The following is a 24,775-nucleotide window of genomic DNA, read 5'->3' on the forward strand; positions in this document are numbered from 1 at the left end:
TGGGTAAGCCATTCGCGTGTCCTTCGTTCAATAGAAGGATCACACCTACGTGATCGGGCAGGCAAGCTAAATGGCGAACGTAGCGGGGCCACGGTGCAGCTCCTCTGCCTGCGCGTGCAGAGACAGTGGAGGCCCCGACTCAGGTGACGGCATTGCCTGTCGTTGAGCCCTGGAACCAAGAGGCCGTCGCGCGTAGTCCTTCCTGTATCGGTACGGGCGTCACGTTCGGGAAAACCGCTCGTAGTCGGGTGCTGTCGGCCTGCGAATGGGGGACATCGCTGGTGCGGCTGGCTGTGTGCTTTCTGCGAGCGCCGCGCCCTGTTGCGGCTTCGAGCTCCGTGATCAGGTCCAGTAGGGACATGCAGGTCCCGAAGGCCAGATTCACCGGGTGGGGTTCCACGATCCGGCGCAGGAGGGCCTCGGTAAGGACGTGGCAGACAGTGCCGACGTAGGTGAAGTCGCGTGTCTGTGTGCCGTCGCCGAACACGATCACGGGTCGGCCGGCGAGTACGGCGTCGATCCACTTCGGGATGACCGCGGCGTGGGCGTGGTCGGCGCGCTGGCCGGGCCCGTAGACGTTGAAAAAGCGGAAGGGCAGCACCGGTAGGCCGAAGCTGTGGTGGTATGCGCTCAGGTACGCCTCCGTGGCGAGCTTCGTGACCGCGTACGGGCTCATCGGGGCGGGAGTGAGGCCCTCGTGCTTCGGCAAATGCGGGTTCGCGCCGTAGACCGAGGATGACGAGGCGGCGATCACGTGCAGGTCGCCGGCGCGGCGCGCGGTATCGAGGACCTGGAGGGTGCCGGTTGCGTTGGCGTGATGGCTGGCCATCGGGTCTCGCAGCGAGCGCGGCACGGAGGGCAGGGCGGCCAGGTGGACCACGGCGTCGGCGCCGCGAAAGACCTGGTCCAAGAGGGCCGTATCCTGGATGTCACCTTCGAAGAATTCGACGCCGAGGTGGGCGATGTTCGCTTTGTGGCCGGTGGAGAGGTTGTCGATCACTCGAATTTCGGTGACCTGATGGTGGGCGGCCAGGGCTCCGGCCAGGTTGCTGCCGATGAAGCCGGCGCCGCCGGTGATCACGATCTTCACGGTGTTTCCCTTCAGAGAGAGTCGACGTGTGCGCCGACGAGCCGGCGGCGGCAGTCGAGGATGTACGGGGCGTGCACGCTGATCAGGGGATAGTCGAAGGCGTCGTGGTCGGCGAGGAGGACGACGGCGTCGGCTGCCGCGAGACGGTCCGGGGTCACGTCGACGTGCCGAAGGTCTGCCAGGCCGGCGAGGACGGGATGGGCCTCATCCATGACATGCGGGTCGGCGGCCTCGATCTCGGCGCCCATGCCGGCGAGCAGTTCGGCGATGCGCGTCGCACACGTTTCGCGGGTGTCTCCGGTATTGGCCTTGTACGCCAGGCCGAGCAACAGCACCCGCGAGCCGTTGAGCGGCTTCCCGCGCTCGTTGAGGCCGGCCATGAGGCGCTGGACCACGTAGTCGGGCATGTGGTCGTTGACGTCGTTCGCCAGTTCAACGAAGCGAAAGTTCCTTCCCAGGGCACGCTCGACTCGCCATGACAGGTAGGAGGGGTCGACGGGCAGGCAGTGGCCTCCGACGCCCGGCCCCGGGGTGAAGGGCATGAACCCGAACGGTTTGGTGGAGGCCGCGTCGATGGCCGCCCAGATGTCGATGCCGAGGTCGTGGGCGAAGATTGCCAGCTCGTTGGCGAGCGCGATGTTCACGTGCCGGAAGGTGTTCTCCAGCAGTTTGGTCAGCTCCGCCTCCTTGCAGCTGGCCACCGGGACGACCGTGTCGACGAGCGAGGCGTAGAAACCGCGGACCGCTTCAGCGGAGGACGGGTCCGTGCCGGAGACGACCTTGGGGGTGTTCTCCAGCTTCCAGGTGGGGTTTCCGGGGTCGATGCGCTCGGGGCTGTAGCCGAGGCGGAAGTCGCGGCCGGCGGTCATTCCGGAGGCGCGTTCGAGGAGCGGACCGAAGACCTCCTCCGTGGTCCCCGGATAGGTGGTGGACTCCAGGATGACGGTTGCCCCGCCCGTGAGGTGGGGGCCGAGGGTCCGGGCCGCATCCTCGACGTGCGACAGGTCCGGCACGCCGTCGCACAGCGGCGTCGGGACGGTGACTACCGCCACGTCGAATCCCGCACAGTCGGATGGATCGATGGTCGGTCTGTAGGCCCCGGCGGCGAGGAGCGGCGCCAGCCGCGAAGACGTGATGTCTTCGACGTACGAATCTCCGAGCATGAGCCGCTTGATCCGCCGGGCATCCACATCGAAACCGATGACCTGATGACCGACCTCTGCGGCTCTTACTGCCAGCGGGAGCCCGACGTAACCCTGTCCCACCACGACGACGCGGAAGGGGAGGGTCTCATTGAGCTTGGTCATGGTGTCCACCTCGTTGGATTCGGAAGAGAGCGGCACATGCGGCGCGCGGATCCGCAGCGGGACGGTGGTCCTAAGATGGGAACGGCCTCGGCCGTACGGGACTCGCTTGGCCGCCTGTCCCGGACGGCCGAGCGTCTTTCGCGCGCGGCCCGTGCAGGCAGGAAACCCGCGAGCTGGTCGGAGCCTCGGTTCGATACGATGAGTACGGCTTGTAGACCCGTTTTCGTCACCATGTGTGATGCCGGAACGCGATTTGAGTGATCGCGCCGCATCGGCTGCAGCCTCCCGACTTGGGCCCGTCGTGGCACCGTCACCGACGCCGTACGCACGAAATGGAGCATCCGAGGATGGCTCGACACCTGGTAACCAGCGCGCTTCCCTACATCAACGGGATCAAGCACCTGGGCAACATGGTCGGGTCGATGCTTCCGGCGGATGTGTACTCCCGGTACCTCCGCCAGCGTGGTCACGATGTCCTGTACATCTGCGCCACTGACGAGCACGGAACGCCGGCCGAGCTGGCTGCCAAGGAGCGGGGGCTTCCCATTGCCGAGTTCTGCGCGCAGGCCCATGACGCGCAGAAGGCCGTGTACGACGGGTTCGAGCTGGCCTTCGACTACTTCGGGCGCAGCTCCTCGCAGCAGAACGTCGAGATCACGCAGCACTTCGCGCGCAGGCTGAACGAGAACGGCTTCATCGAGCAGCGCTCGATCCGCCAGGTGTACTCGCCCGTCGACGGCCGCTTCCTGCCCGATCGGTACGTCGAGGGCACATGCCCTCACTGCGGCTACGACAAGGCCCGCGGCGACCAGTGCGAGAACTGCACCCGTGTCCTCGACCCGACCGACCTGATCAACCCGCGCTCGGCGATCAGCGGCTCCACGGACCTGGAGGTCCGCGAGACCAAGCACCTCTTCCTGCTGCAGTCGAAGCTCCAGCACGAAGTCGAGGAGTGGATCACCAACGTCAGCGCCGAGTGGCCGCACCTCTCCACGTCCATCGCACGCAAATGGCTGACCGAGGGCCTGAACGACCGCGCCATCACCCGTGACCTCGACTGGGGCGTCCCCGTCCCGGCCGACACGTGGCCGGAACTCGCGGCCGAGGGCAAGGTCTTCTACGTCTGGTTCGACGCCCCGATCGAATACATCGGTGCGACGAAGGAGTGGGCGGACGCCGCGTCGGACGGTGAGACCCGCGACTGGAAGTCCTGGTGGTACGAGGCCGACGACAGCGTCCACTACACCCAGTTCATGGCCAAGGACAACGTCCCCTTCCACACGGTGATGTTCCCGGCCACCGAGCTGGGCTTGCGCGAGCCGTGGAAGAAGGTCGACGTCGTCAAGGGCTTCAACTGGCTGACGTTCTACGGCGGCAAGTTCTCCACCTCCCAGAAGCGCGGCATCTTCACGGACGTGGCACTGGAGCTCCTGCCCGGTGACTACTGGCGCTACTTCCTTATGGCCAACGCGCCCGAGTCCGACGACTCGTCGTTCACCTGGGAACACTTCGCCGCCACGGTCAACAAGGACCTGGCCGACACCCTCGGCAACTTCGTCAACCGCGTGCTGTCCTTCTCCCGCAAGCGCTTCGGCGACAACGTGCCGGCCGGCCGCGCCGCCGGCGAGGCGGAGGCGAAGCTGGGCGAGGAGGTCGCGCGCCTGCTGGCCGAGCACGAGGAACAGATGGAGGCGCTCCAGTTCCGGAAGGCCGCAGCCGCTCTGCGAGCCCTGTGGTCTGCGGGCAACTCCTACTTGGAGGAGAAGGCCCCCTGGCTGGAGATCAAAACCGACGAGGATGGCGCGGCGCTGACCCTGCGTACCGCGATGAACCTGATCCACCTGTACGCGGTCGTCTCGGGGCCGTTCATTCCGGCCTCGGCCGCCGCCATGCGTGCGGCCTTCGCTCTGGAGGACGACACGGCAACCTGGGTGAGCGCCGAGGAAGCCAAGGCGCTGGACACTGTCCCGGCCGGTACCGCGTTCACCGTGCCGCCCGTGCTCTTCACGAAGATCACGGAGGACGATCTGGAGTCCTACCGCGAGCGCTTCGGCGGTGCCCCGGAAGCCTGAGCCGGGCTCCCGCTCCCGTTCCGTGCCGGCCTTCATCGGTCGGTACGGCCATCGAGCAGGTCAGCCAAGTCTGCGGGCGAGGCGTTCATCAGCCGGATTTGCGGACCGGTGACGCCAACTTCCACCCATGTAACGCGCGCTGAACCGTGCACGTGCTGGAGGTACTGGTCGAACCCGTTCCCGGTCAACCACAGCAGCAGGCAGGCGATGCCTCCGCCGTGCCCGACGAGGACAGTCGTCTGTTCGGGCCCGGTGGAGATCTCCTCCCAGAGGTCCACATAACGGGCCTGGACGTCCTCCGACGACTCGCCGCCGGGCGTGCGAAAACGTTGGATCGGGACACCGTGGCGTGCGGCCTCGGCGGCGGCAAGCTCCCTGGGCCGGCCCCCGAGGTAGCCACTGTCCTTGGCAGCGAGACGCTCATCGACCCGGATCTCGGTCGGCCTGAGCGTGGCGGTGAGCAGGTCGGCTGACTCGCGGCATCGGGACATCGGGCTGACGAGCATCCGGTCCACGGTGACACCTGCGGAGACCAGACGCTTGCCGACGCCGCGAATGTCGGTGCGCCCGCGTTCGCTGAGTCTGCCGCCGACCGCCCGCCCCTGGTGGATGCCGCGGAGGTTCTCCTCCGTCTCACCGTGCTTGATCAGGTAGATGTGCTTCGCACGCATGGCGTTGTGTCCCTTCCTCGGGTCAGTCCCAGTCGCGGACGTCGACATGTGCGGAGACCGCGGCCACGATCTGGTCGTGCTCGGCTCGGCTCATGGCGGGGAAGCGGTCGTAGTGCCACTCGATGTAGAGGACGGAGACGAGGTCGATCGTCTCGTCGGCGAGCAGCTTGCTGAGCACTGGATACTCGGCGCCCTCGATGTCCATCTTCACGACGACGTGGTCGTCCGGGGCGACGGTCCGGCGGAGCCAGGCGCTGAAGTCCGTCGCGAGGACGCGAACGGGAGAGCTGTAGTCGATCTGCTGGTCGTACACGGGGGGTACCCGCTTGCCGGCCATCACGGTGGAGCTTTCGTGGTGGCCGAGGAAGAGGTCGATCGTCCCGTCGTGGGTCCACACCGCGCTATGGGAGACCTCGACCTGGCCGGGGTGGCGGGCGCGCTCGATGTTCTCGCGAATGGAGGGGAGCAGGCTCTCGTTGGGCTCGAACGCGTAGAAGTCGTGGTCCGGGAGCTCGTGCATGAACTGCTTCAGCACGTTTCCGAGGTTGGTGCCGCAGTCGACGAAGATCTTGCGCATGACGTGTTCTCCTGGTCGGTCGTCGAAAAGGGGAGGTCGATCTCCTGCACTACGCGATCGGCGAGCAGGAGGAAGTCGCCCGTCTCGGGGCGATAGCAGCGTTCCTCGTAGCGGATGGTGATGCGGCGGACGGGTTCCTCGCCGCGATAGGCGGGCAGGTCGCCCCATCGGTAGAGCTGGCCGCCGGGCGCTTTGAGGCGGCGCAGGGAGCGGGGCAAGGGGCTCTTTCGTGCGCCGGCGTTGAGGCGCGTGAACATCGAGGTCAGGAAGGCGATGTGCTCGGACGACAGCTTCTCGTCCTTCTGCGATCGGCCGTATGACCGTTTGAGGGCGTGCAGTTGATCTCGGTCTCCGGCCGCCTGGACGAGCAGGTCCCGAAGTCGCCGGTCCCAGACGATCCCGAGGTGGCCGTGGAGGATGGGCTCGTCCGTCAGGAAGTAGCCCAGGACGCGGCCGAACTCGCGCTCGTAGGGACACATGAAGCCGTTGTAGAGACCGAGCGTCCTGCCGCTTACCGTCTCCACCTGCCAGTGGATCCGAGCGGTGAAGGGCGAGTCCCACCAGCCCAGGTGCCAGGGCTGCCACAGCAGGTCGGCGGCGCCGAGCAGGATCACGACGAGCGCGATCAGGGCGGTGGGCCAGCCGAAGGCCGCTTGGTACTCCGTGCCGGGGAGTAGTTCGACGGCGATCGCAAGGGCGATGTTGGTGCTGATGTTCTCCCAGAAGAGGATGCCGGACGCGAGCGCGACGGCGACGTTGAAGATCGCGGTCGCGGCCAGAGCTGCGAACAGCAGTCGGTGGTCGAGGAATGCGATGAGCCCAGCAGCCTCGACGGCCACGGTGAGGAGGTTGAGGGGCCGGTCGACGAGGCGGGCTCGGTGCAGCAGGCGGGACATGGTGTCGGCGGGGAGGAAGCGTGCCCAGCCCCACGAATAGGCTGATGCGATGAGGTAGTGCGTGCAGTTGAGCCAGGCCCATGACCAGGGCCGAGGCCCCAGTCGGGCCTTACTCCAGGCCGGCTTGACGTAGTGGGAGAGCGAGACGCAGCCGAGTATCACTACGAGCCCTGTCGCGGGCTCAGGAGCGCTGAGGACCGTCGCCACGACGAACCATGTGAGGTACGCCTTGAGGAGCCGCAGCGGCATCATCGCGTGGTGTTTCCAACCGTGCAATCGGCCGCAGTAGACAGCGATCCACGGCAAGAGGGCCGGTGTCCAGACGCAGGAAGCCAGTCCGAGAAGCAACAGCATCGCTTTGGCGCGGCGCTGTGGGGCGATGGCCTGGGTCACGTCGTAGTCGCTTGTGGTGCCCTGCCAGGTGAGCAGAGCGATCACGAACACAACGAACCAGCGAAAGGGACCGGGGTCGGGCACGGGGAGGAAGGTCGGCAGCGCGGAGGGAATGGCAGCCCCGAGTGTCGCTCGCGCAACCGTCGGCCGAAAGGAGAGCGCACGCACTGCCGGAGAGACGACGAAGCGGTAGCAGATCGCGATCGTCGTCACGACCGAGGCGGTGGTCAGGTATGCGGGAAGTGCAGCACACAGTTCCATGGCCGTCTACCGGGCCGGCGAGTAGGGGAGTCGGCCAACAGCCGCGGGCGTGGTCTCCAGGTAGGAGGCGATTCGCTTTCGGGGGTCTTGGCTGAGGTGCTGGCCCCGATGCCGTTCGACGTTGGCGCGGATCTCCTGGGTGCGGTTGAGGAAGTCGAGTACTGCTCCGGGATCGATCCGTGGGGCGGTGGTGCCGAGTTCTGCCTCGTGGACCACCTTGGCGCACCAGTGCTGGTCGTACGTCGGCAAGGGCACCAGGTGGGCCGGTTTTCCGAGGACGAGCGCTTCGCTGATGAGGTTGAAGCCGGCGTTCGAGAAGACGGCCTCGGAGCGTGCCAGGTCGGAGATGAACGCCTGGCGGTCGAAGGGGCGTATCTCGATCTTGTCGTCAGCGTACGGGCGAAGGGATTCGATCTCGTCGGCGTGTGCGTAGATCCGCAGGGTCCGGTCGGGGATGTACTGACGGAAGACGTCGGCGAGGGTGCGGACGGACTCTTCAGGGCCGTGGTTGAAGTACCGCGAGAAGTAGGCCGTGGACACCGGCTCGGTTGTGACCCGGGCGGAGCGCACGAAGTCCGGGACGACGGGGGCGATGAACTCCAGCCTCTGATCATCGGCCGTCAGAGGCACGTAGGAGCAGATGAAGGACCGGTCGGCGCGAGGTGCGAAGTAGCGCAGACGCTGCTCGTCGGCGGTGCGGGCGTACCGGCCGACCGGCGGTAGGTCGAGGTGCCGGTATTTGCTCTGCTGGTCGACCGAGATGAGGGGCCTACCGAAGTGGTATGCCAGGCGGGGCGTGTTGGGCTCGTAGTCCGTGATGAATACGTCCGGGATGCCGGTCGCTCGGATCATCCGGCGCAAGTGCAGATGCCGGCTGATGCCGGCCGGAGTCTGCCGGATGTTGGTGCGTAAGGCATCGACCGCGTGGATGTGGTCGTCTCGGGCAAGGAGCGTCGGCATCCAACCGTTCCAAGCGGGGAAGCCGAGGTTGCGGAAGTACTCCACTCGCGTGCTCCCGTTGGTGACGATCCGCACCTGGTGCCCGCGATCGCGCAGGTACTCGGCGATCACGCTCTGCCTGACGGAATGCCCCATGCCGATGCCGTTGACGCCGATGATCACGTTGAGCGGCCTTGTGAGTGTGGACACGACGATCCCTTAGTCAGGCGAGTCTGGTGATGACGTTGTGGGTGATGGCCGCGACCTGGGGGTCGGTGGCGAGTAGGCGGGCCCAGTCCGTGGTGGCGGCGGTGAAGACGGTGCCGGTCGCCGTGTAGAGCCCGAGGGTGGCCGCGCGGGGGCTGGGCAACGGCTCCCTGGCTGCGAAGATCCAGTCGGAGGGCAGCGGGGCGATGCCGAGGATCTCGAAGTTCTTGGGCGTTCCGTCCTGGCCGGTGGGTCGCGGGCGTCTCTGCCCGTCGACCTCGTACGCGGCGCCGTCGCATTCGTAGCCGACGAGCGCGCTGTCGTGGCCGAACGTGTCACCGGTCTTGAGGCCCGTTCCGGAGAACACCCAGTGGTCAGCGTCGGTGACGGAGAATCCGAGGGGCGTGCGCGAGCCTTCCCAGTGACCGCCGCCGTTCCGGTAGCTCACGCCCAGGAGGGTGTTCTCGGGCTCCGACTCCCACCAGTGGTCAGGGCAGTCGTACGAGCTGTCCGGATCCGTTTCGGCAGGGGCATTGGGAGGGAACTTCTCGCACTCCAGGGTCGACCGATTCTCGTCGAGGCTCACTCGCCACCAGCAGCTGTTGGCACCGAAGTTGGCGATGTTGCCGCCTGTGTCGCGGAACGCCGTGACGTTGCGGCGGGACTGGGCGGTCCAGTACTCGTCGTGCCCGGCGGAGATTAGGAGGCGGTATCCGTCGCGAAGGAGCTCGCCTTCGTCGAGGTCGAGGTCGGTGCAGAAGTCGCCCTGGACTCCGTTCTCCTCCATCCACGAGATGAAGGGGGCATCCCAGTGTGCAAACGTCTGGCGAGGCGACGTGGTGTCGTACGGATCGGGCAGGCCCTTGACGGGGCCACCGACACCGCCTCCGGGCCGGCGCAGTGTCACCCGGGAGGCGCTGTAGAGGCTTCCGCCACCCGCTGTGTTGTATGCGTGGTAGGTGGAAACCGGGACTTTGTAGAGGACCTTGTGGCCCGAGGGAACGGAGGGCGTGACGACCAGAAGGAATCGGGCCTCGCGGGCGTCCATGGCAGGCCGGCTCGGGCAGGCCCCCGTGCTGAGGACCCCGATGTAGACGCCGGACCGCCAGCGTCGCGGTACGAGGAAGTCGTAGGCCGGCCACTGCCAGTCCTGATCGTGCCGTCCGGGCACCGCGTCCTGTCCGGTCCACTCGACGTGCCCCGTGTGTTTGGGCGTCGAGCCCCAGCGGTAGAAGTCGAGCCGGAAGCGGTCCGCGGAGGTGGCGATGTGAAGTCGGATGCTGCGGCCTGCGCGGACCGAGGGAGATGCCGGGTATCCGCTGATGCCGGTCATGAGCGGGCCTGCGGTCGCGCTACTCCGATGTAGTGGTAGCGATCGACCTGCTCGACGTGTGACTCCCAGCTCAGGGCGTTCAGCCGCTTCGTGAGTCCATGGGCGTCATAGAGCACCTTGACGGTCAGGTACTGACTCCCGTCGGAGAGCCTCCGGCGCACCGTCGGAACCGCGCGTCCCTCTTCCGTCTCCTCGATCTCCGCCTTCGCGCGGGAGTCGTCGAGGAAGACCACGCAGCCACCGGGCTTCAAAGCCTTCCGCAGGGCCTCCCAGAAGCGTTCCAGGTACCTGGGCGGTACATGGCTGAGCCAGAAGGCGAAGAACACGGTGTCGTACCGGCGATCAGGGACCTGGCTGAAGATGTCCGCCTCGATGAAGCGAGTGGTCGAACCCTCCAGGCGGCGTCGCGCGATGGCCAGCATCTCGGGCGCGGCATCTACCGCGGTCAGGCTGCGGGCGCGCCCGGAGAGAAGGTGAGTCCACTGGCCTGTGCCGCACGCCAGCTCCAGGACGTCTCCGCTGATGGGCAGCCGATCGAGCACGTGCGAGAGCTGGGGCATCCCCATACGATCCGCGTAAGCGGTGTCGTACTCATCAGCCCTTGCGCGGTAGTAGGCGATCTGCCGCTTGGACCATTCAGCTGATGCGCCGTGCTGCTCTCCGATGTCGAGCATCCTCAGCTCCTTCGTGAACCAGTAGCGTTCGGCCGCCAGTTGAGAACTCGGCGGGCTGACAAGGTCCATGACACCGTGACGTGGGTCATCCGTGTATCACGGCGGGCTACTGAGGCCGTTCATCGGCGAGCGCGCCCACTTTTCAACATCTGCTTACACATGGCTTCGCACGGGGCACACTTACAGTCCCGATCATGTCGACCGATGGGCAGGCGGTAACTGACGTGTCAAGGAGCCGTGCGGGATGGCGCCCGGACAAGCTCCGTGAGGTCCGCGAGGCACACGGATTAACCCTTGAGCGTGCCGGCGAGCGTTTGCGCGAAGTGGCCGCACGGGCCGTTGTCACGGTGCCCGCAGCCAACTTCCAGACCCTGTGGCAGCACGAGCAGGGTGAGGTCTACCCGGGTCCGCACTACCGGCGCGCGTACTGCCTCCTGTACCGCGGCACCGAGCCCGAGCTCGGATTTCGCCACCCTCTGCCCGACGAGGTCACGCACCTGGACCTCACGCCGTCGGACGAGTCCCGCAACGGGGCCCATGTTCTGGCCGTCGAGCGGGCGCTCTCCCAGATCACACCAGGAACGGATGCCTGTGGTGGCGATCTCGACGTGCAGCAGCGGATCATCGACGCGTGGAAACGTCGGCACACGGGAGGAGATCCTCATCGCCCGTCGCTGCTCATCGTCGGCGGCTTCGCAGGCAGCGGGAAGTCGGAGTTCTCCCGATTCATCTCCCAGCTCACGGGATGGCCCGTCCTCGACAAGGACCCCATCACGCGTCCCCTGGTCGAGCGACTCCTGGTGGAGATGGGCAGCGAGCCCAACGACCGGCACTCCGAGCTCTACCGCGGGCAGGTGCGGCCCCTCGAGTACCAGTGCCTGCTTGAGAGCGCCTACGCCAACATCGACTGCTCCATCAGCACGGTGCTGACAGCGCCGTTCATCTCGGAAGTGATGGATGCCCGCTGGATCCAGCGGCTGACCAACAGGTGCGAAGCACGAGGCGTCAGCGTCTCCATAGTCTGGATCAAGTGCGATGTGGAAACGATGCGCGAGTACATCAGCTTCCGGTCCGCCGCCCGTGACAGCTGGAAGCTTCAGCACTGGGATGAGTACGTCAAAACCGTCGACGTCGAACTGTGCCCTGTCGTCGACCACATGGTGGTGGACAACAGCCTCGGCGCGGCGATATCCCTTACCGATCAGGTACGACAGGTGTTGGGAACCGTGTTCTGATGAACCAGGGAATCCTGCTGTACGGGCCGCCTGCCGCCGGCAAGGACACTCTGACGGTGGCTCTTGCCGAACTCGACTCGCGCTATGTCCTCTTCAGCCGACTCAAAATCGGCAGCGGCAAGTCTGCGGGTTACCGGATGGGAACCTCGGATCAGCTGGCGGAGCTGGAAGGGTGCGGCGACCTCATCTACCGCAACGACCGATATGGAAACACATACGTGGTCGACCGCCCCGGTCTCGCGCTGGCCATGGGGGGTGGGTGCGTCCCCATTCTCCATCTTGGCCAGGTTGCGGGCGTAGAGGCGGTGGCCACCAAATACCCCGCTGCCTGGTCGACAGTGCTGCTGTGGTGCTCCCGAGAGGCCACAGCCGCCCGCTCGAAGAGCCGGGGCGATCGCGATACAGAGGCCCGGATCGCGGCATGGGACGCAACGGAGCAGGACCTCGCCACCAACGACCGCTCTGCCTGGGATCTCCGTGTGGACACCGAAGCCTCCTCGCCTGGAGAGGCGGCAGTCCTCATTGATCAACTGGTGCGCGAGTCCGTGTGACGAGCTTCCGCTGAACTCAGCAGTTCGAGAGCACGGGAGACGGTGACGGACCTGTCGTGGACCTCGTCCCAGCGGTGAAGGGCAGCGGCGATCTGTCGCATGAAGTCGTCCGGCAGGCCCGACTCGGCGAGCAGGTCCGCGACGTCTGCCAGCTCGGGCGCCCACCGCCAGGCCCGAGCCGCAGTCTTGGGAATGTAGTCCGTCTCCGTCAGATAGCTACCGGAGCGCTTGGAAGCGATCTGCACGAGCTCGTCCGCGACGCCGTTCGCGTCGGCTAGCCCGTATGCCACGGCGGCCAGGACACGGGACGCCTTCTGATAGCTGGAGTAGGCGAGCTTCAGCGCGGACGCCTGCCCGATCTCGGTTCCCAGAGGACGTGTTCGCACATCCGTTCCCTCGAAGAGATCGGCTACGAGCGTGACGTGCCGCGGGGGGCCTGAAAGGTAAAGCATCGGCTGCTTTCCCCCTACCGGAGGGGAACCGACAACAGAACCGTCGACAACGGCTGCATCAGGCAGGCGGGCGGCGACAGCTCGGACCCTCTGCGGAGTAATTGCGTTCGCCTCGACATAGGTCCCGTCCCGGAATCCGTGCTCGGCCACCTCTGCTGCGACCTCCTCGGCAGCTGCCGGCGGGCACAACGAGATGAGCAGGTTGGCTCTCTGAAGGAGCTGCCCGAGATCGTCAACTGCCTCCATGCCCGCGTGTTCCGCACGTAGCCGGGAGGCGTCACCGCGGCCGACCGGACACCAGAGGACGGTCATGCCTTGGGCTCGGAGCTGTGCTGCGATAGCCGCGCCCATGCTGCCCGGATGCAGTAGCCCCACCGCGGCGATGCCGGACTTCACGCAGTCACGCTCCTTGAACAGTTATCGGCCTGCGGCAGCGCAATGGCGGCTGCCGCGTCGGGTACGCAATGATCGGGTGCGGCGAGCCGAGCCGAGCAGGCAGGCTCTCCCGCGGCGACTGTACGGCTACGTATGCGTGCCGGACGAGGGCGTCACGCTGCCGTGGGAGTGCGCTGCGCCGAGGAGGCCAGGGCGTTGCTCCCGCCAAGCGGACCGAACCTGGAGGGAGAACCTTGCCGGAGATTACGGAGAAGCAGCCGGGCGTAGCTGCGGCCGTCATCGTGCACACGGGACGTGTGCTGATGGTGCGTCGTCGTGTCAGGGAGGGCTCGCTCTCCTGGCAGTTCCCGGCCGGCAAGGTCGAGCCTGGTGAGACTCGCGATGTGGCCGCCGTGCGTGAGGCGCGGGAGGAGACCGGTCTGGCCGTGGCGGCTGTGGAGCGACTCGGTGAGCGGGTCCACCCAGAGACGGGTCGGCGAATGTCGTACTTCGCCTGCGAGGTACTCGGCGGCACTGCCTGTATCGCCGCCCCCGAGGAAGTGGCCGATCTTGCGTGGCTGACGCATGACGAGATCTCGCACTACGTGCCCCACGGGCTGTTCGAGCCTGTGCAGGCGTACCTCGACGCGGTCCTCTCCTGTTGAAAGGCAGCGCCCGCGGAGGGCAGCCTCAGGCTCGCTGTCGACCGGGTGCACGACTGCGGACACAGGCCGAGTCGGTCAAGCTCAATGGTCGTCCTGTCCGCGGTGCGACCCACAACAGGCCGTCGGCCTGCGTCAGCCCTTCGTCAAGAACTGCCACAAGCGGCTTCACTCTCCCGTCCAGAGGCTCGTGCAGCCCGTGGTGGAGGCGTGTGCTGAGCCCTGGCGAGGTCGTCTCGAGACGACGTGCCAGCCACTTTCCGCTGCCGCCCCAAGAACCTCCTATGGCCAGCGCCAGCTCACCGGTCCGCCGGACCAGTTCGATGGCGATGAAGAGCCGTTCGCTCCGGTCGTTGCTTCCGGCGAGATCGTCCAGGAGGCCCGTGATCGCGTAGCGCTGGTCGTCGGTCTCTTACGCCGACAACGGGGGTGGTCCTGCGGTGGTCAGCCTCAGGGCCTCGGCGGCGATGCGCGCGCCGAGCCCATCGGTGTCGAAGAGAAGCAACCCGTCGGCACACATCCACAGAAGCGGTGACCGGAGTGTGCGCACTTCCCGTTCGACGTAGGCGTGCCATGTCGCGTCGGTGTGCACGAACATGTCCACCGGCCACTCCACCGGCCGCTCGGCGTACCGCAGACTTGCCCGGTACGGAGCCGGCGCTCCGTTGACTACGACGGCGTGTGCGGCCTCGATCGCATCCATGAGGCAACTATCAGCACCGTCCCACCCACGCGCACCGCGGTTTCCGGGCATGACCGCGTTGCCTCGCGCTCCGTATCGCGATTGTCCCGCTGTCATTCATCCCAGCCGTTTGACAGCGAACGCAGCTGCTTCGGCGAGCTGTGGTTATGAACCTGATTGCGTGCGGTGAAAGTGCTGGTGGGCGGCCCTGCCCGAGGGCGCTTGCGGTCACACACACTCCGTGCTGTGGTCGTCCTACAGGTGGTCGAGAGGTTCGGCGGCGTACGTGCCGTCGCCGAGCGCGGCATCGGTCAGCTCGAAGCGTTGAGACAGGCTGCCGACCCGGCGGATGACGACGCTGCCGGGGGCCCGGGTGGTCTCGTAGTACAGGGGAGTGCCGTCGGCGCCGGTAGTGCCCAGCAGGCTGAAGCGGCGCAGCACGCGCGGAGGCGCCGGGGTGGTCCGGCGACGCCGGTACAGCCAGCCGGCTGCGGCGGCGAGACCGGTGACGACCAGACCGACTGCAGTCGGAATCAGGAACTTGTCGAAGAGCGCGGACACGGCGGCATCACTCCTGCGAGGCGGGTACGGCCCGCCGTGGTGACGGGCCGCGCCGACCATGCAGCAGGCGGGGGTTAGCGTCGCAACCCCGTCCATCTGCTCGCTCCGTCCGGGAAGTTGCGAGCCGTCGGCGGGTCATCGTCCGGTGCGCGGGGTACGTCGGCATCGGCCGCCCAGCTCGGATGCACGGCGAACGCGGACGGTGCCTCCCCGTCCCAGGGGGGCCGGGGCGCGGCGTCGTAGTGGGCGAGGGCGGCGCGGACGACGGGTAGATCCTCATCCTGGAACGCCCGGAGCAATGCCCACCTTCAGCTGCAACTACACGGCACTCAACAAGTTCGGCACTGAGCCGATCACGGAAGCTGGAGGAGTCCGCAGCAGCGGCGGCGTCTCAACCGGCAACTACATTCCGGGGCTTCCGTCTTACTACCCCGTGAACATGGAAAACTGTGCAGCGGACACCATTCTTGCGATCACCAGCAGCCCCCAAGCAGCACAGGGGCTTTCCACGAGACGTGGGCCAGCTACGGCCCCAATGAGCTCTGCTGACCGGTGCCACCACGCTGGCAGGATGTGCACCCAGAATGCCGCCTCCGTCCCGCGTCTCCGTGTGCGGCACCGCACTCTGGGAGGGCCGCGAAGGAATCGTGCCCACTCCCGTGCCCGCCGTATCTCCTGGAGTGGCTGCCCCATCAGCGCCTCGAAGGTCACTGCTACCGCCTGTTGCCCGCAAGGGCGTCGTGCCCGACTCACCCAGGAACGCAGCCCGTACCGTTGCGATTGCTCACACGAATCCCGGGGGGGTGGCCGGAATAGCGCTCGCCTGGCCCGGCACGTCGGCCATTGACATCCGCGCCTACACCCACGGGAGACTGACCGGATCACGGCATCTGGCAGGTCCGTAATCCGCATGCACGCAGGAGCTCGATCCTGACCGCACGTGCTCGCGAAGACGGCGCACTCGCCACGGTCGTCCTCGCGTGGGCCGACGCCCTCAGGATGTCGGCGCGCGCTGGCGGACGCGGCCGCTGCGGCTGCGGTGCAAGCGCGCCCACGCGGCCGTCGTGGTGCAGGAGGCTGGCCGCCCCCACTGTGCGCCGGGCCGGGAGGACGAGCGGGCGCTGACGGCCGTGCTAGACAACCCCGGTGGCGACGTCCTCTTCAGCGACCAGATCTCCCGCTCCGATGCGAACGAGAGGCGGCCCGCTGCGTGCCACACAGCCCGCTCACCATCCAGCGCGGTCGCACACGCCAGCCTGACCTGCCCCACACCGTGCGGCAGTCCCGTGTCCCCGGCTGCGGGCAGGCAAGGACGGCGCCCTCGAAGCCTCTGGCTGCCGGATCGGGACCGCTCTTGTTCGTGCGGGAAGGAGAACTGCAACCCTCAACGTCGATGGCCCCCGCTGCGAGCAGCGGGGGCCATCGACGTTATGCCCGGTGAGAGCATGAGCGGAGGATACGAGATTCGAACTCGTGAGGGGTTGCCCCCAACACGCTTTCCAAGCGTGCGCCCTAGGCCTCTAGGCGAATCCTCCGCTGAGAACCATACAAGACCGCGGGGAGTGCTCGCGAACTCGTTGGGAGTGCCTCCGATCAGGTACTGTGTGCGGAGCCCCTCACGTGGCGCTATCTGACTGAACTCCCCCAGGGCCGGAAGGCAGCAAGGGTAGGTCGGCTCTGGCGGGTGCGTGGGGGGCGTTGTCGTAGGTGGCGGATATCGTCGTAGGCGTGTCCTCGCTTGCGCTGTACCGCCGCTATCGTCCCGAGACCTTCGCCGAGGTCATCGGGCAGGAGCACGTGACCGACCCCCTCCAGCAGGCCCTGCGGAACAACCGCGTCAACCATGCGTACCTGTTCAGCGGCCCGCGCGGATGTGGCAAGACGACCAGCGCGCGGATCCTCGCGCGCTGTCTCAACTGTGTGCAGGGGCCCACGCCGACGCCCTGCGGTGAGTGCCAGTCCTGCCGCGACCTCGCCCGCAACGGCCCTGGGTCCATCGACGTCATCGAGATCGACGCCGCTTCGCACGGTGGCGTGGACGATGCCCGTGACCTGCGGGAAAAGGCGTTCTTCGGCCCGGCAGGCAGCCGCTACAAGATCTACATCATCGACGAGGCGCACATGGTCACCTCGGCGGGGTTCAACGCCCTGCTGAAGGTCGTCGAGGAGCCGCCCGAGCACCTGAAGTTCATCTTCGCCACGACGGAGCCCGAGAAGGTCATCGGGACGATCCGGTCGCGTACCCATCACTACCCCTTCCGGCTCGTGCCGCCCGGGACCCTGCGCGAGTACCTGGCGGACGTGTGCGGGCGCGAGGGGATCCCGGTCGCCGACGGGGTGCTGCCGCTCGTCGTGCGTGCCGGCGCCGGGTCCGTCCGCGACTCCATGTCCGTGATGGACCAGTTGCTCGCCGGGGCCGCCGAGGACGGTGTGACGTACACCATGGCCACCGGCCTCCTCGGTTATACGGACGGCTCCCTGCTGGACTCGGTCGTGGACGCGTTCGCGGCCGGTGACGGCGGTGCGGCCTTCGAGGTCGTCGACCGGGTCATCGAGGGGGGCAACGACCCCCGCCGCTTCGTCGCCGACCTCCTGGAGCGCCTGCGTGACCTGGTGATCCTCGCCGCCGTTCCCGATGCGCTCGAGAAGGGGCTCATCGACGCGCCCGCGGATCTGGTCGAGCGCATGCAGGCGCAGGCGTCCGTCTTCGGGGCCGCGGAGCTGTCGCGGGCCGCCGATCTCGTCAATACGGGATTGACGGAGATGCGCGGCGCCACCTCGCCGCGGCTGCAGTTGGAGTTGATCTGCGCGCGCGTGCTGCTGCCCGCGGCCTTCGACGACGAGCGGTCGGTGCGTACGCGTCTCGAGCGCCTGGAGCGGGGCATGGCCGCCGGGACGGCCATGGCGGCCGCCGATTACACCCCGCCGCCCCGGTCGTCCGGGCCGTCAGGACCCGAGGGGCCTGGAGCGGTCGCCGCCGAGTACGTACCGGAGACGACCCAGCCGCATGCGCCTGAGCCATTGGGGCAACGTCAGCCTCAGCCCGGTCAGCCCGGTCAGCCCGCTCCCGCGCCCGAGTCCCCGCCGTCGCAGCCGCAGGCCGCCCCGCCCGCCGGGGACGGCGGAGGTGCGCGCAGGCCCGGGGGCTGGCCCACGGCGGGCGGGGGAGGCGGCGTCACACGCGGTGGTGGCGCGCCCGGTGGTGGCTCCGCGCCGGGCCGCCCGTCCGCGCCGTCCTCCGGTGGTGAGCAGGCCAACCCCGCGGCGGGCGCGGGGCAGGTGCGGAACATGTGGCCGGACATCCTGGAGGCGGTCAAGAACCGCCGGCGCTTCACCTGGATCCTCCTCAGCCAGAACGCGCAGGTGACCGGGTTCGACGGCACCACCCTCCAGGTCGGCTTCCTCAACGCCGGGGCACGCGACAACTTCGTGAGCAGCGGCAGCGAGGACGTGCTGAGGCAGGCCCTGTCCGAGCAGTTCAACGTGCAGTGGAAGATCGAGGCGATCGTCGATCCGTCCGGCGGCTCCAACCCGCCGACGGCCGGCGGTGGCAGCGGTACGGGGCCCGGCGGGCCCAGCGGGTACGGCGGAGGCGGCGGAGGCGGGACGGCTCCCGGTGGATACGGTCCGGGGCCGGGCGGTCCGGGCGGTCCCGGCGGCACTGGCGGTCCCGGCGGGGCTTCCGGCTCCGGCTTCGGGGGAGCGCCCGGCCCCGGCCAGGGGTCGGCCGGGCCCGGTGCGGGCGGGGGCTACGGGTCCGGGCCTGGCCCGGGTCCCGGGCCAGGCCCGGCGCAGGGCGCGACCGCGGCCGGCGCCGCGGCGGCTTTCCCGCAGCGCTCGGGCCAGGACGCGCCCCCCGGCGGGGCACGTCCGGCCGGCGGAGCCGTGGCGACCGCCTCGTCAGCGCAGCGCCCGTCGTCCGGCGACCCGAACGGCGCCGGGTCCCAGGCCGTGCCGCCGGCCCGGCCGCCGGTCGCGCTGGAGGACGACATTCCGGAGGAGGACGACCCGGATCTGGCCGACTCCGCCCTCTCCGGCCACGACCTCATCGTCCGCGAGCTCGGCGCGACGGTGCTGGAGGAGCACACCAACCAATGACGAACAGGGCATACGCCTGCGGTCGCCGGTGCGCGGCGGCCGGCCGTGAGACGGGTCGAGGCCCGCGTGCTCCGGCCGGATAGGCTGCCCCGCGTGAAGGTCCTTGTCATCGGCGGCGGTGCCCGCGAACACGCCCTGTGCCGCGCTCTCTCCCTCGACCCCGACGTCAGCGCCCTGTACTGCGCGCCCGGCAACGCCGGGATCGCGGAGGTGGCCGAGCTGCGCCAGGTCGACGCCCTCGACGGCGGTGCCGTGGCCCGCCTGGCCGCCGAGCTGGGGGCGGGGCTCGTCGTCGTCGGCCCCGAGGCCCCCCTGGTGGCGGGCGTCGCCGACGCCGTACGCGAGGCGGGCATCCCCTGCTTCGGGCCCAGCGGCGAGGCCGCCAGGCTGGAGGGCTCGAAGGCGTTCGCGAAGGACGTGATGGCCGCGGCCAACGTCCCGACCGCGCGCAGCTACGTCTGCACCACGCCCGACGAGATCGACCGGGCGCTCGACGCATTCGGCGCCCCGTACGTGGTCAAGGACGACGGTCTCGCGGCGGGCAAGGGCGTCGTCGTCACGGAGGACGCCACCACCGCGCGCGATCACGCGCGCGCGTGCGGGCGGGTCGTGATCGAGGAGTTCCTCGACGGCCCCGAGGTCTCCCTCTTCGCGATCACCGACGGCACGACGGTGGTCCCGCTCCAGCCCGCACAGGACTTCAAGCGCGCCCTCGACGGCGACGAAGGCCCCAACACCGGTGGCATGGGCGCCTACTCGCCGCTGCCCTGGGCGGACCCGAAGCTCGTGGACGAGGTCATGGAGTCCGTGCTCCGTCCGACGGTGGACGAACTGCGCCGTCGCGGCACGCCGTTCGCCGGGCTGCTGTACGCGGGGCTCGCCATCACGTCCCGCGGCGTGCGGGTCATCGAGTTCAACGCACGCTTCGGCGATCCCGAGACGCAGGTCGTGCTGGCGAGGCTCAGGACGCCGCTCGCAGGTGTCCTGCTCGCGGCGGCCGAAGGCACGCTCGCCGCCCTGCCGCCGCTCAACTGGCGTGACGACGCCGCCGTCACGGTCGTCGTCGCCTCGCACAACTACCCGGGCAAGCCGCGCACCGGCGACCCGATCGACGGCCTCGCGGACATCGCCGCGCAGGACGCGCCGCACGCCTACGTCCTGCACGCGGGGACCCGGCTCGACGGGGAACGCGTGGTCAGCGCCGGAGGGCGGGTGCTGTCCGTGACGGCGACGGGCGAGGACCTCACCCAGGCGCGTGCACGCGCCTACGCGGCCGTGGCACGGATCAGGCTGGACGGTTCCCAGCACCGTAGCGACATCGCGCGGCAGGCAGCCGAAGGCTGAGGACGGGGCGAGGACGAGGCACGGAGCGGCACCTCCCCACCCCCTCGCTTCCGCGCGCCTGCCCCCGCACATCCGCGCGGCCGCGCCAGGCGCGTATCGCGGAACCGTCCGTCGGCGTTTCGCCAGCATCTTTACCCAAAGCCATTCCATCGGGTGACGACTGAGCCAACTGTGTGACGGTCGACGACGCCCCAACTATGGTGCGGCGCAGGCATTCCGGCACATGGCCCACCGACATTGCGATGTCAGTGGCGAATGCCACAGTGGGGGAGTAAGCAATCGCCACAGGGCAGAGGGGGTGAAGTCCGGCCATGTCCACTTCCAGCACCATTGATCCCGGTGCCGCCGCCGGTGATGAGACGGGTGCCCGGTTCGCCCGGTCCCGTGCGGTCGCCGTGCTGCGTGTGCGCGGCAGGGCACTGGGCGTGGCCCTGCTGCCCGCCGCCGTCGCGGTCGTACTGCTCGCCGCGGGTGCTACGGGCAGGCTGACAGGCTCCGGTTGGGACGTCGTCCGGTGGGCCGTCAGCGCTCTCGCGGTCGCCGTCCTGCTGCTCGCGGCCGCCGTCGCAGCCGTCGTCTCGCGGGCGAGGCCGGCCCTGAGCCCGACCGTGGCCGTCGCAGAGAAGTCGGCGCCCGGCCTTTACCGGCTGGTCGGGGACCTGGCGGAGCGCATGGGCGTGCCACCGCCGTCCGCGATAGCGCTGACGCCGGACTGCGACAGCTGGCTCGAGGACCGTACGCACCCCGCCCACGCCGTGCGCTCCGTGCCGGCCGCCGGTGCGCCGGAGGGCCGCCCGGACGGGCCGGTGGCGCCGGTCCTCGTCATCGGCTCGCCGTTCCTCTGGTGGATGCGGATCGCCGAGCTGCGCGCCGTGCTGGCGCCCGTGGTGGCGGGCACGGGCCCCTCGGCGCACCCCGACATAGCGGCGGCCCGCAGGCTCGTGCGGGGGCTCGACGCGGCGGTGGCCGTGGCGGGCCGAGCCGATTTCGGGCCGGTACGCAGGTGGCTGCTGGCTCCGGCAGGCCGGATCGCACGCCTGCTGCTGCGCGGCTGCGGGGAGCACGCGGCCCTGATGGAACGCGGCGTGGCGGCGGCGGCCTCCGAGCGTGCACAGGCTGTGGATTACGGACTGCGGATCGTCGCCCAGGAGCAGGTGGGCCTCGCCTACGCCGGCTGGGACCGGCTCCTGACGCGCGTGGCGCTGCCCGCATGGCGCATGGGCCGCTGGCCCGACCGGCTGGACGCGGGCGTCGTCTCCGCCCTGACGGAGCTGTCCCGGCGCGACAGGCTCGCCGAGGGCTTCGCCTCGCGTCTCGGCGAGCGCCCCGCGTGCGACCTGCTTGAGGAGCCCGGCGCGATGGACGAGGCGGCGTCGCTGCTGGCCGCGCGCCTCTTCCACGGCGGCCCGGCCGAGGCGGGCGCCGACTGGTCTCCGGTCGACTGGCAGCACTATCCGGAAGAGGTAGTGGACCGGAAGTGGCGTACGGAGGCCGCCAGGCTGCACCGCGTCCTGGACGACATGGGGGTACGGCAGCCGTCGGGCGGCCCCGTCGACCCGGTGGGCCCGACGCTCAACCGCGTGCTCGACCACCTGTCGCGCCTCGCCCCCCGCGCGCGGAGCGGGGCTCGCGGCGACGGCCTCGACCACGGATGCCCCTCCGGCTCCGCCGCGGAACGCGTCGGAGGTCAGTCCCCGGGCGGTCAGTCCCTGGGCGGCCGGTCCGCGGGTGGCCGGTCCGCGCGCATACGGTCCTCGGGCGTGCGGCCCCCGGACGGCCCGGAGGCGCCGGCCGAAGCGCTGCCGGACACGCTGTTCGGGGATCCGTCGGACGACGCCCTCCCCGTTGTCCCCAGGGGCCTTGAGGAAGTCGGCACCGCCATCGCGGCGGCAGACGTCCCCGTCCCTGGACGTGCGCCGGTCGACGCGACCGTGCGGGACGGCGCGGCCGACACCCTCGCCGCCGGGCTCAGCTCCGAACTGGCCCGCGAGGCCGCAGCCGCCGCCACGGCAGCCGCCGCCACGGCAGCCGCCGCCACGGCCGCCACGCACGGCGGCGCGACCGGCGCCGGCGCGCGATCCGCGCGAGCCACCGATCCGCTGCCGCTCGTACCGCTGCAACCCCCGCGTACCGGGCGCGACCTCCTCGCCGACCATGTCACGGCGATGGTCTGCTGCTCGGCCGTCGACACGGCAGGCGCGCTGCCGGGGCTCGACTGGCTCGACGGCCCCACCCTCCTCATGAAGGGCGAGCGCCACGCCGATCTCAGCGGGCCGGTCCTCAGCCTCGTGGAGGACGGCGACCCGCAGCCCCTGCGTTCGTGGCTGGCCGGACTCGGCGTACGGCCGGACAAACCCGTCAGGCTCGTATGAGCGAAGGACCGGCCCCCCATGGGTGAACGCGCGGTGACACGATGACGCGCCACCGCGGTTTCACCCGGCCGCGGAGCTCCCGCGGACCGCACGCGGGCCCCGTCTGGTCGCCCCAGGCACCCCAATCGCCCCAAGGGGCAACAAAGCCCCCGTCGCACCGCGGAATTGCCCGGTCCGCCCGCGTCAATTAACGACGATCGGTGACGGGCCGCGTGCGTTATGTGATGTGCTGGGGACCGGCGCTGACAGCCGGCGCCCGAAAGGACGCGTCACCGAAGCGCCCGCGGTCCCCAGCACCGCGAGCCAGGGGGCTCGGAGAAGGAGCGCACGATGGGGGCGGATCACATCCGGCGATGGGAGTCGGGCGCACTCGCACACGCGGTCACCGACCCCTTCGGCCAGGGCCCCCTGCCCTGGCTCCGCGGCAGCGAGAACTACTTCGACGACACGGGCAACGTCGTGCCCTGGTACGCGGATCCGGAGCTTGGGCGCGCTCGCGGCGGCCCCCGCACAGCGGACGACGTGCGGCGCCAGATCAAGGGCTTCGTCTCCGGCGGGGCCGTAGCGCCGGGGGAGGCGCTGGACTTCCACGTCACGGTCGACCCGCCGCAGGAGTTCTCGGTCGACGTCTACCGCATCGGCCACTACAGCGGTGAGGGCGCCCGCAAGATCGTCACGAGCCCCCGCCTCTCCGGCATCGTCCAGCCCGCGCCCCTGACCGCCGACCGCACCGTCTCGTGCCACCACTGGTGGCTGTCCTGGCGGCTCCAGGTGCCGTCGTACTGGTCCATCGGCGCCTACGTGGCGGTCCTGACGACCGCGGACGGCCACCGCTCCCACGTGCCCTTCACCGTCCGCGACGACCGCGCCGCCGATCTGCTCCTCCTGCTGCCCGACCTGACGTGGCAGGCGTACAACCTCTACCCGGAGGACGGCAGGACGGGCGCGAGCCTCTACCACGCGTGGGACGAGCAGGGCAGGCTGCTCGGCGAGGAGAACGCCGCGGTCACCGTGTCCTTCGACCGTCCCTTCGCGGGCGCGGGCCTGCCGCTGCACGTGGGGCACGCGTACGACTTCATCCGCTGGGCGGAACGCTACGGCTACGACCTCGCCTACGCCGACACGCGTGACCTGCACGCGGGCCGTGTCGACCCGACGCGCTACCGGGGCCTGGTCTTCCCCGGCCACGACGAGTACTGGTCGGTGCCGATGCGGCGCACGGCCGAACGCGCCCGCGACAGCGGCACGTCTCTCGTGTTCCTCTCCGCCAACTCGATGTACTGGCAGGTGGAGCTCGGCCCGTCCGCCTCGGGCGTCCCCGACCGGCTGCTGACCTGCCGCAAGCGGCACGGCCCCGGAAAGCCGTCGCTCTGGCGTGAGTTGGACAAGCCGGAGCAGCAGCTCATCGGCATCCAGTACGCGGGCCGCGTGCCGGAGCCGCATCCGCTCGTCGTCAGGAACGCCGGGCACTGGCTGTGGGAGGCGACGGGAGCCGTCGAGGGCGACCACCTGGACGGTCTTGTGGCCGGCGAGGCCGACCGCTACTTCCCGCGCGCGCCGTTGCCCGACCACGAGGACCGGATACTGCTGGCGCACTCCCCGTACCGGGACTGCGACGGGGTGGCGCGCCACCAGGAGACGTCGCTGTACCGGGCGCCGTCGGGGGCGCTGGTCTTCGCCTCGGGCACGTTCGCGTGGTCGCCGGCGCTCGACAGGCCGGGGCACGTCGACGCGCGCATCCAGCGGGCGACGGCCAACCTGCTCGACCGCATCTGCAAGCGCGACTGACGCGCCGCCGCGTTTCCGGCCCGCGCCCGCCGCATCCCCGGCCCGCGCCCGCCGCCTGCCGCGCCCCCGTGCGGGCCGGTCGCCGTCTCGCCCGGTCGCGCCTCGCCCGGTCCGGCCCGCGTGCGCCCGGCGCTTCCCGTTCCGTTTCCCGCACCCCTGCACCTGCCGTCGTCCGTTCGTGCGGGAGAATCGAGGGGGTGATCGCGCAGATCACCCGGGGCAGGGCAACAAGGGA

General features: G+C 69.3%; 18 protein-coding genes, 1 tRNA gene, 1 other RNA gene and 1 pseudogene. 9 read left to right on the forward strand and 12 right to left on the reverse strand.

Annotation, left to right across the window (positions count from 1 at the left end; translation table 11 throughout):
* Nucleotides 1-139: 139 nt before the first annotated feature.
* Together IH48_RS0119720 and IH48_RS0119725 are read right to left on the reverse strand one after the other, a co-directional pair.
* Entirely contained in the window at nucleotides 140-1,090 is a 951-nt protein-coding gene (locus IH48_RS0119720) for an NAD-dependent epimerase/dehydratase family protein (RefSeq protein WP_030905997.1), read from the reverse strand.
* Between the two features lie 11 nt (nucleotides 1,091-1,101).
* Nucleotides 1,102-2,397, reverse strand: coding sequence for a nucleotide sugar dehydrogenase (locus IH48_RS0119725; protein ID WP_030906000.1), 1,296 nt, complete (start codon nucleotides 2,395-2,397; stop codon nucleotides 1,102-1,104).
* A gap of 347 nt (nucleotides 2,398-2,744) precedes the next feature.
* On the opposite strand from IH48_RS0119725, the gene metG reads away from it, so the two are divergent.
* On the forward strand, nucleotides 2,745-4,469 hold the full coding sequence (gene metG / locus IH48_RS0119730; protein WP_030906003.1) for a methionine--tRNA ligase: 1,725 nt from the start codon (nucleotides 2,745-2,747) through the stop codon (nucleotides 4,467-4,469).
* Between the two features lie 32 nt (nucleotides 4,470-4,501).
* Here metG and IH48_RS0119735 read toward each other — a convergent pair whose 3' ends face one another.
* The 6 genes from IH48_RS0119735 to IH48_RS0119760 are packed head-to-tail and all read right to left on the reverse strand — an operon-like array spanning nucleotide 4,502 to nucleotide 10,420.
* Nucleotides 4,502-5,140, reverse strand: a complete 639-nt coding sequence (locus IH48_RS0119735) for a histidine phosphatase family protein (protein ID WP_030906006.1) — start codon at nucleotides 5,138-5,140, stop codon at nucleotides 4,502-4,504.
* Between the two features lie 22 nt (nucleotides 5,141-5,162).
* A complete protein-coding gene (locus IH48_RS0119740; protein WP_030906009.1) occupies nucleotides 5,163-5,717 on the reverse strand; it encodes an FkbM family methyltransferase in 555 nt (184 codons plus the stop codon).
* Nucleotides 5,669-7,219 carry a hypothetical protein gene (locus IH48_RS0119745; protein WP_234434318.1) on the reverse strand — a complete coding sequence of 517 codons (1,551 nt, stop codon included), beginning with the start codon at nucleotides 7,217-7,219 and terminating at the stop codon, nucleotides 5,669-5,671. Before IH48_RS0119745 ends, IH48_RS0119740 begins: the two co-directional genes overlap by 49 nt.
* A 54-nt stretch (nucleotides 7,220-7,273) precedes the next feature.
* A complete protein-coding gene (locus IH48_RS0119750) occupies nucleotides 7,274-8,416 on the reverse strand; it encodes a glycosyltransferase family protein (RefSeq protein WP_107059328.1) in 1,143 nt (380 codons plus the stop codon).
* 13 nt (nucleotides 8,417-8,429) lie between these two features.
* Nucleotides 8,430-9,746 (reverse strand): N,N-dimethylformamidase beta subunit family domain-containing protein, encoded by a 1,317-nt coding sequence (locus IH48_RS0119755; RefSeq protein ID WP_030906018.1) that lies wholly within the window; start codon nucleotides 9,744-9,746, stop codon nucleotides 8,430-8,432.
* On the reverse strand, nucleotides 9,743-10,420 hold the full coding sequence (locus IH48_RS0119760; protein ID WP_030906021.1) for a class I SAM-dependent methyltransferase: 678 nt from the start codon (nucleotides 10,418-10,420) through the stop codon (nucleotides 9,743-9,745). Before IH48_RS0119760 ends, IH48_RS0119755 begins: the two co-directional genes overlap by 4 nt.
* Before the next feature lie 194 nt (nucleotides 10,421-10,614).
* On the opposite strand from IH48_RS0119760, the gene IH48_RS0119765 reads away from it, so the two are divergent.
* Both IH48_RS0119765 and IH48_RS0119770 read left to right on the forward strand, forming a co-directional pair.
* Nucleotides 10,615-11,655 (forward strand): AAA family ATPase, encoded by a 1,041-nt coding sequence (locus IH48_RS0119765; protein ID WP_030906024.1) that lies wholly within the window; start codon nucleotides 10,615-10,617, stop codon nucleotides 11,653-11,655.
* Nucleotides 11,655-12,206 carry a guanylate kinase gene (locus tag IH48_RS0119770; RefSeq protein ID WP_030906027.1) on the forward strand — a complete coding sequence of 184 codons (552 nt, stop codon included), beginning with the start codon at nucleotides 11,655-11,657 and terminating at the stop codon, nucleotides 12,204-12,206. Before IH48_RS0119765 ends, IH48_RS0119770 begins: the two co-directional genes overlap by 1 nt.
* On the opposite strand, the gene IH48_RS0119775 is transcribed toward IH48_RS0119770, so the two are convergent.
* A complete protein-coding gene (locus IH48_RS0119775; protein WP_267885319.1) occupies nucleotides 12,182-13,054 on the reverse strand; it encodes a DUF1932 domain-containing protein in 873 nt (290 codons plus the stop codon). The genes IH48_RS0119770 and IH48_RS0119775 overlap by 25 nt on opposite strands.
* Before the next feature lie 233 nt (nucleotides 13,055-13,287).
* Between IH48_RS0119775 and IH48_RS0119780 the strand changes: the two genes are divergently transcribed.
* Nucleotides 13,288-13,698, forward strand: coding sequence for an NUDIX hydrolase (locus IH48_RS0119780; RefSeq protein ID WP_030906033.1), 411 nt, complete (start codon nucleotides 13,288-13,290; stop codon nucleotides 13,696-13,698).
* A 25-nt stretch (nucleotides 13,699-13,723) separates the two neighbouring features.
* On the opposite strand, the pseudogene IH48_RS33490 reads toward IH48_RS0119780, so the two are convergent.
* The 3 genes and pseudogenes from IH48_RS33490 to IH48_RS0119795 all read right to left on the reverse strand — a co-directional run bounded on the left by IH48_RS33490 (nucleotide 13,724) and on the right by IH48_RS0119795 (nucleotide 16,473).
* Nucleotides 13,724-14,398: pseudogene (locus IH48_RS33490) on the reverse strand (nucleotidyltransferase domain-containing protein).
* 234 nt (nucleotides 14,399-14,632) lie between these two features.
* Nucleotides 14,633-14,938, reverse strand: coding sequence for a hypothetical protein (locus IH48_RS0119790; RefSeq protein ID WP_030906037.1), 306 nt, complete (start codon nucleotides 14,936-14,938; stop codon nucleotides 14,633-14,635).
* A 1,450-nt stretch (nucleotides 14,939-16,388) separates the two neighbouring features.
* Nucleotides 16,389-16,473, reverse strand: a tRNA-Ser gene (locus IH48_RS0119795).
* A 73-nt stretch (nucleotides 16,474-16,546) separates the two neighbouring features.
* On the opposite strand from IH48_RS0119795, the gene ffs reads away from it, so the two are divergent.
* From ffs to IH48_RS0119815, 5 genes are all read left to right on the forward strand, one after another.
* An RNA gene (gene ffs / locus IH48_RS35145) (signal recognition particle sRNA small type) lies at nucleotides 16,547-16,641 on the forward strand.
* A gap of 25 nt (nucleotides 16,642-16,666) precedes the next feature.
* Entirely contained in the window at nucleotides 16,667-19,036 is a 2,370-nt protein-coding gene (locus tag IH48_RS0119800; protein WP_030906041.1) for a DNA polymerase III subunit gamma and tau, read from the forward strand.
* Between the two features lie 93 nt (nucleotides 19,037-19,129).
* Nucleotides 19,130-20,380 carry a phosphoribosylamine--glycine ligase gene (gene purD, locus IH48_RS0119805; protein WP_030906044.1) on the forward strand — a complete coding sequence of 417 codons (1,251 nt, stop codon included), beginning with the start codon at nucleotides 19,130-19,132 and terminating at the stop codon, nucleotides 20,378-20,380.
* A gap of 311 nt (nucleotides 20,381-20,691) precedes the next feature.
* Nucleotides 20,692-22,752, forward strand: coding sequence for a hypothetical protein (locus IH48_RS0119810; RefSeq protein WP_051840175.1), 2,061 nt, complete (start codon nucleotides 20,692-20,694; stop codon nucleotides 22,750-22,752).
* A 330-nt stretch (nucleotides 22,753-23,082) separates the two neighbouring features.
* Nucleotides 23,083-24,540, forward strand: coding sequence for a N,N-dimethylformamidase beta subunit family domain-containing protein (locus IH48_RS0119815; protein WP_030906050.1), 1,458 nt, complete (start codon nucleotides 23,083-23,085; stop codon nucleotides 24,538-24,540).
* Nucleotides 24,541-24,775 lie beyond the last annotated feature (235 nt).

This window comes from Streptomyces sp. NRRL F-5126 (assembly GCF_000721265.1).
GTDB lineage: Bacteria > Actinomycetota > Actinomycetes > Streptomycetales > Streptomycetaceae > Streptomyces.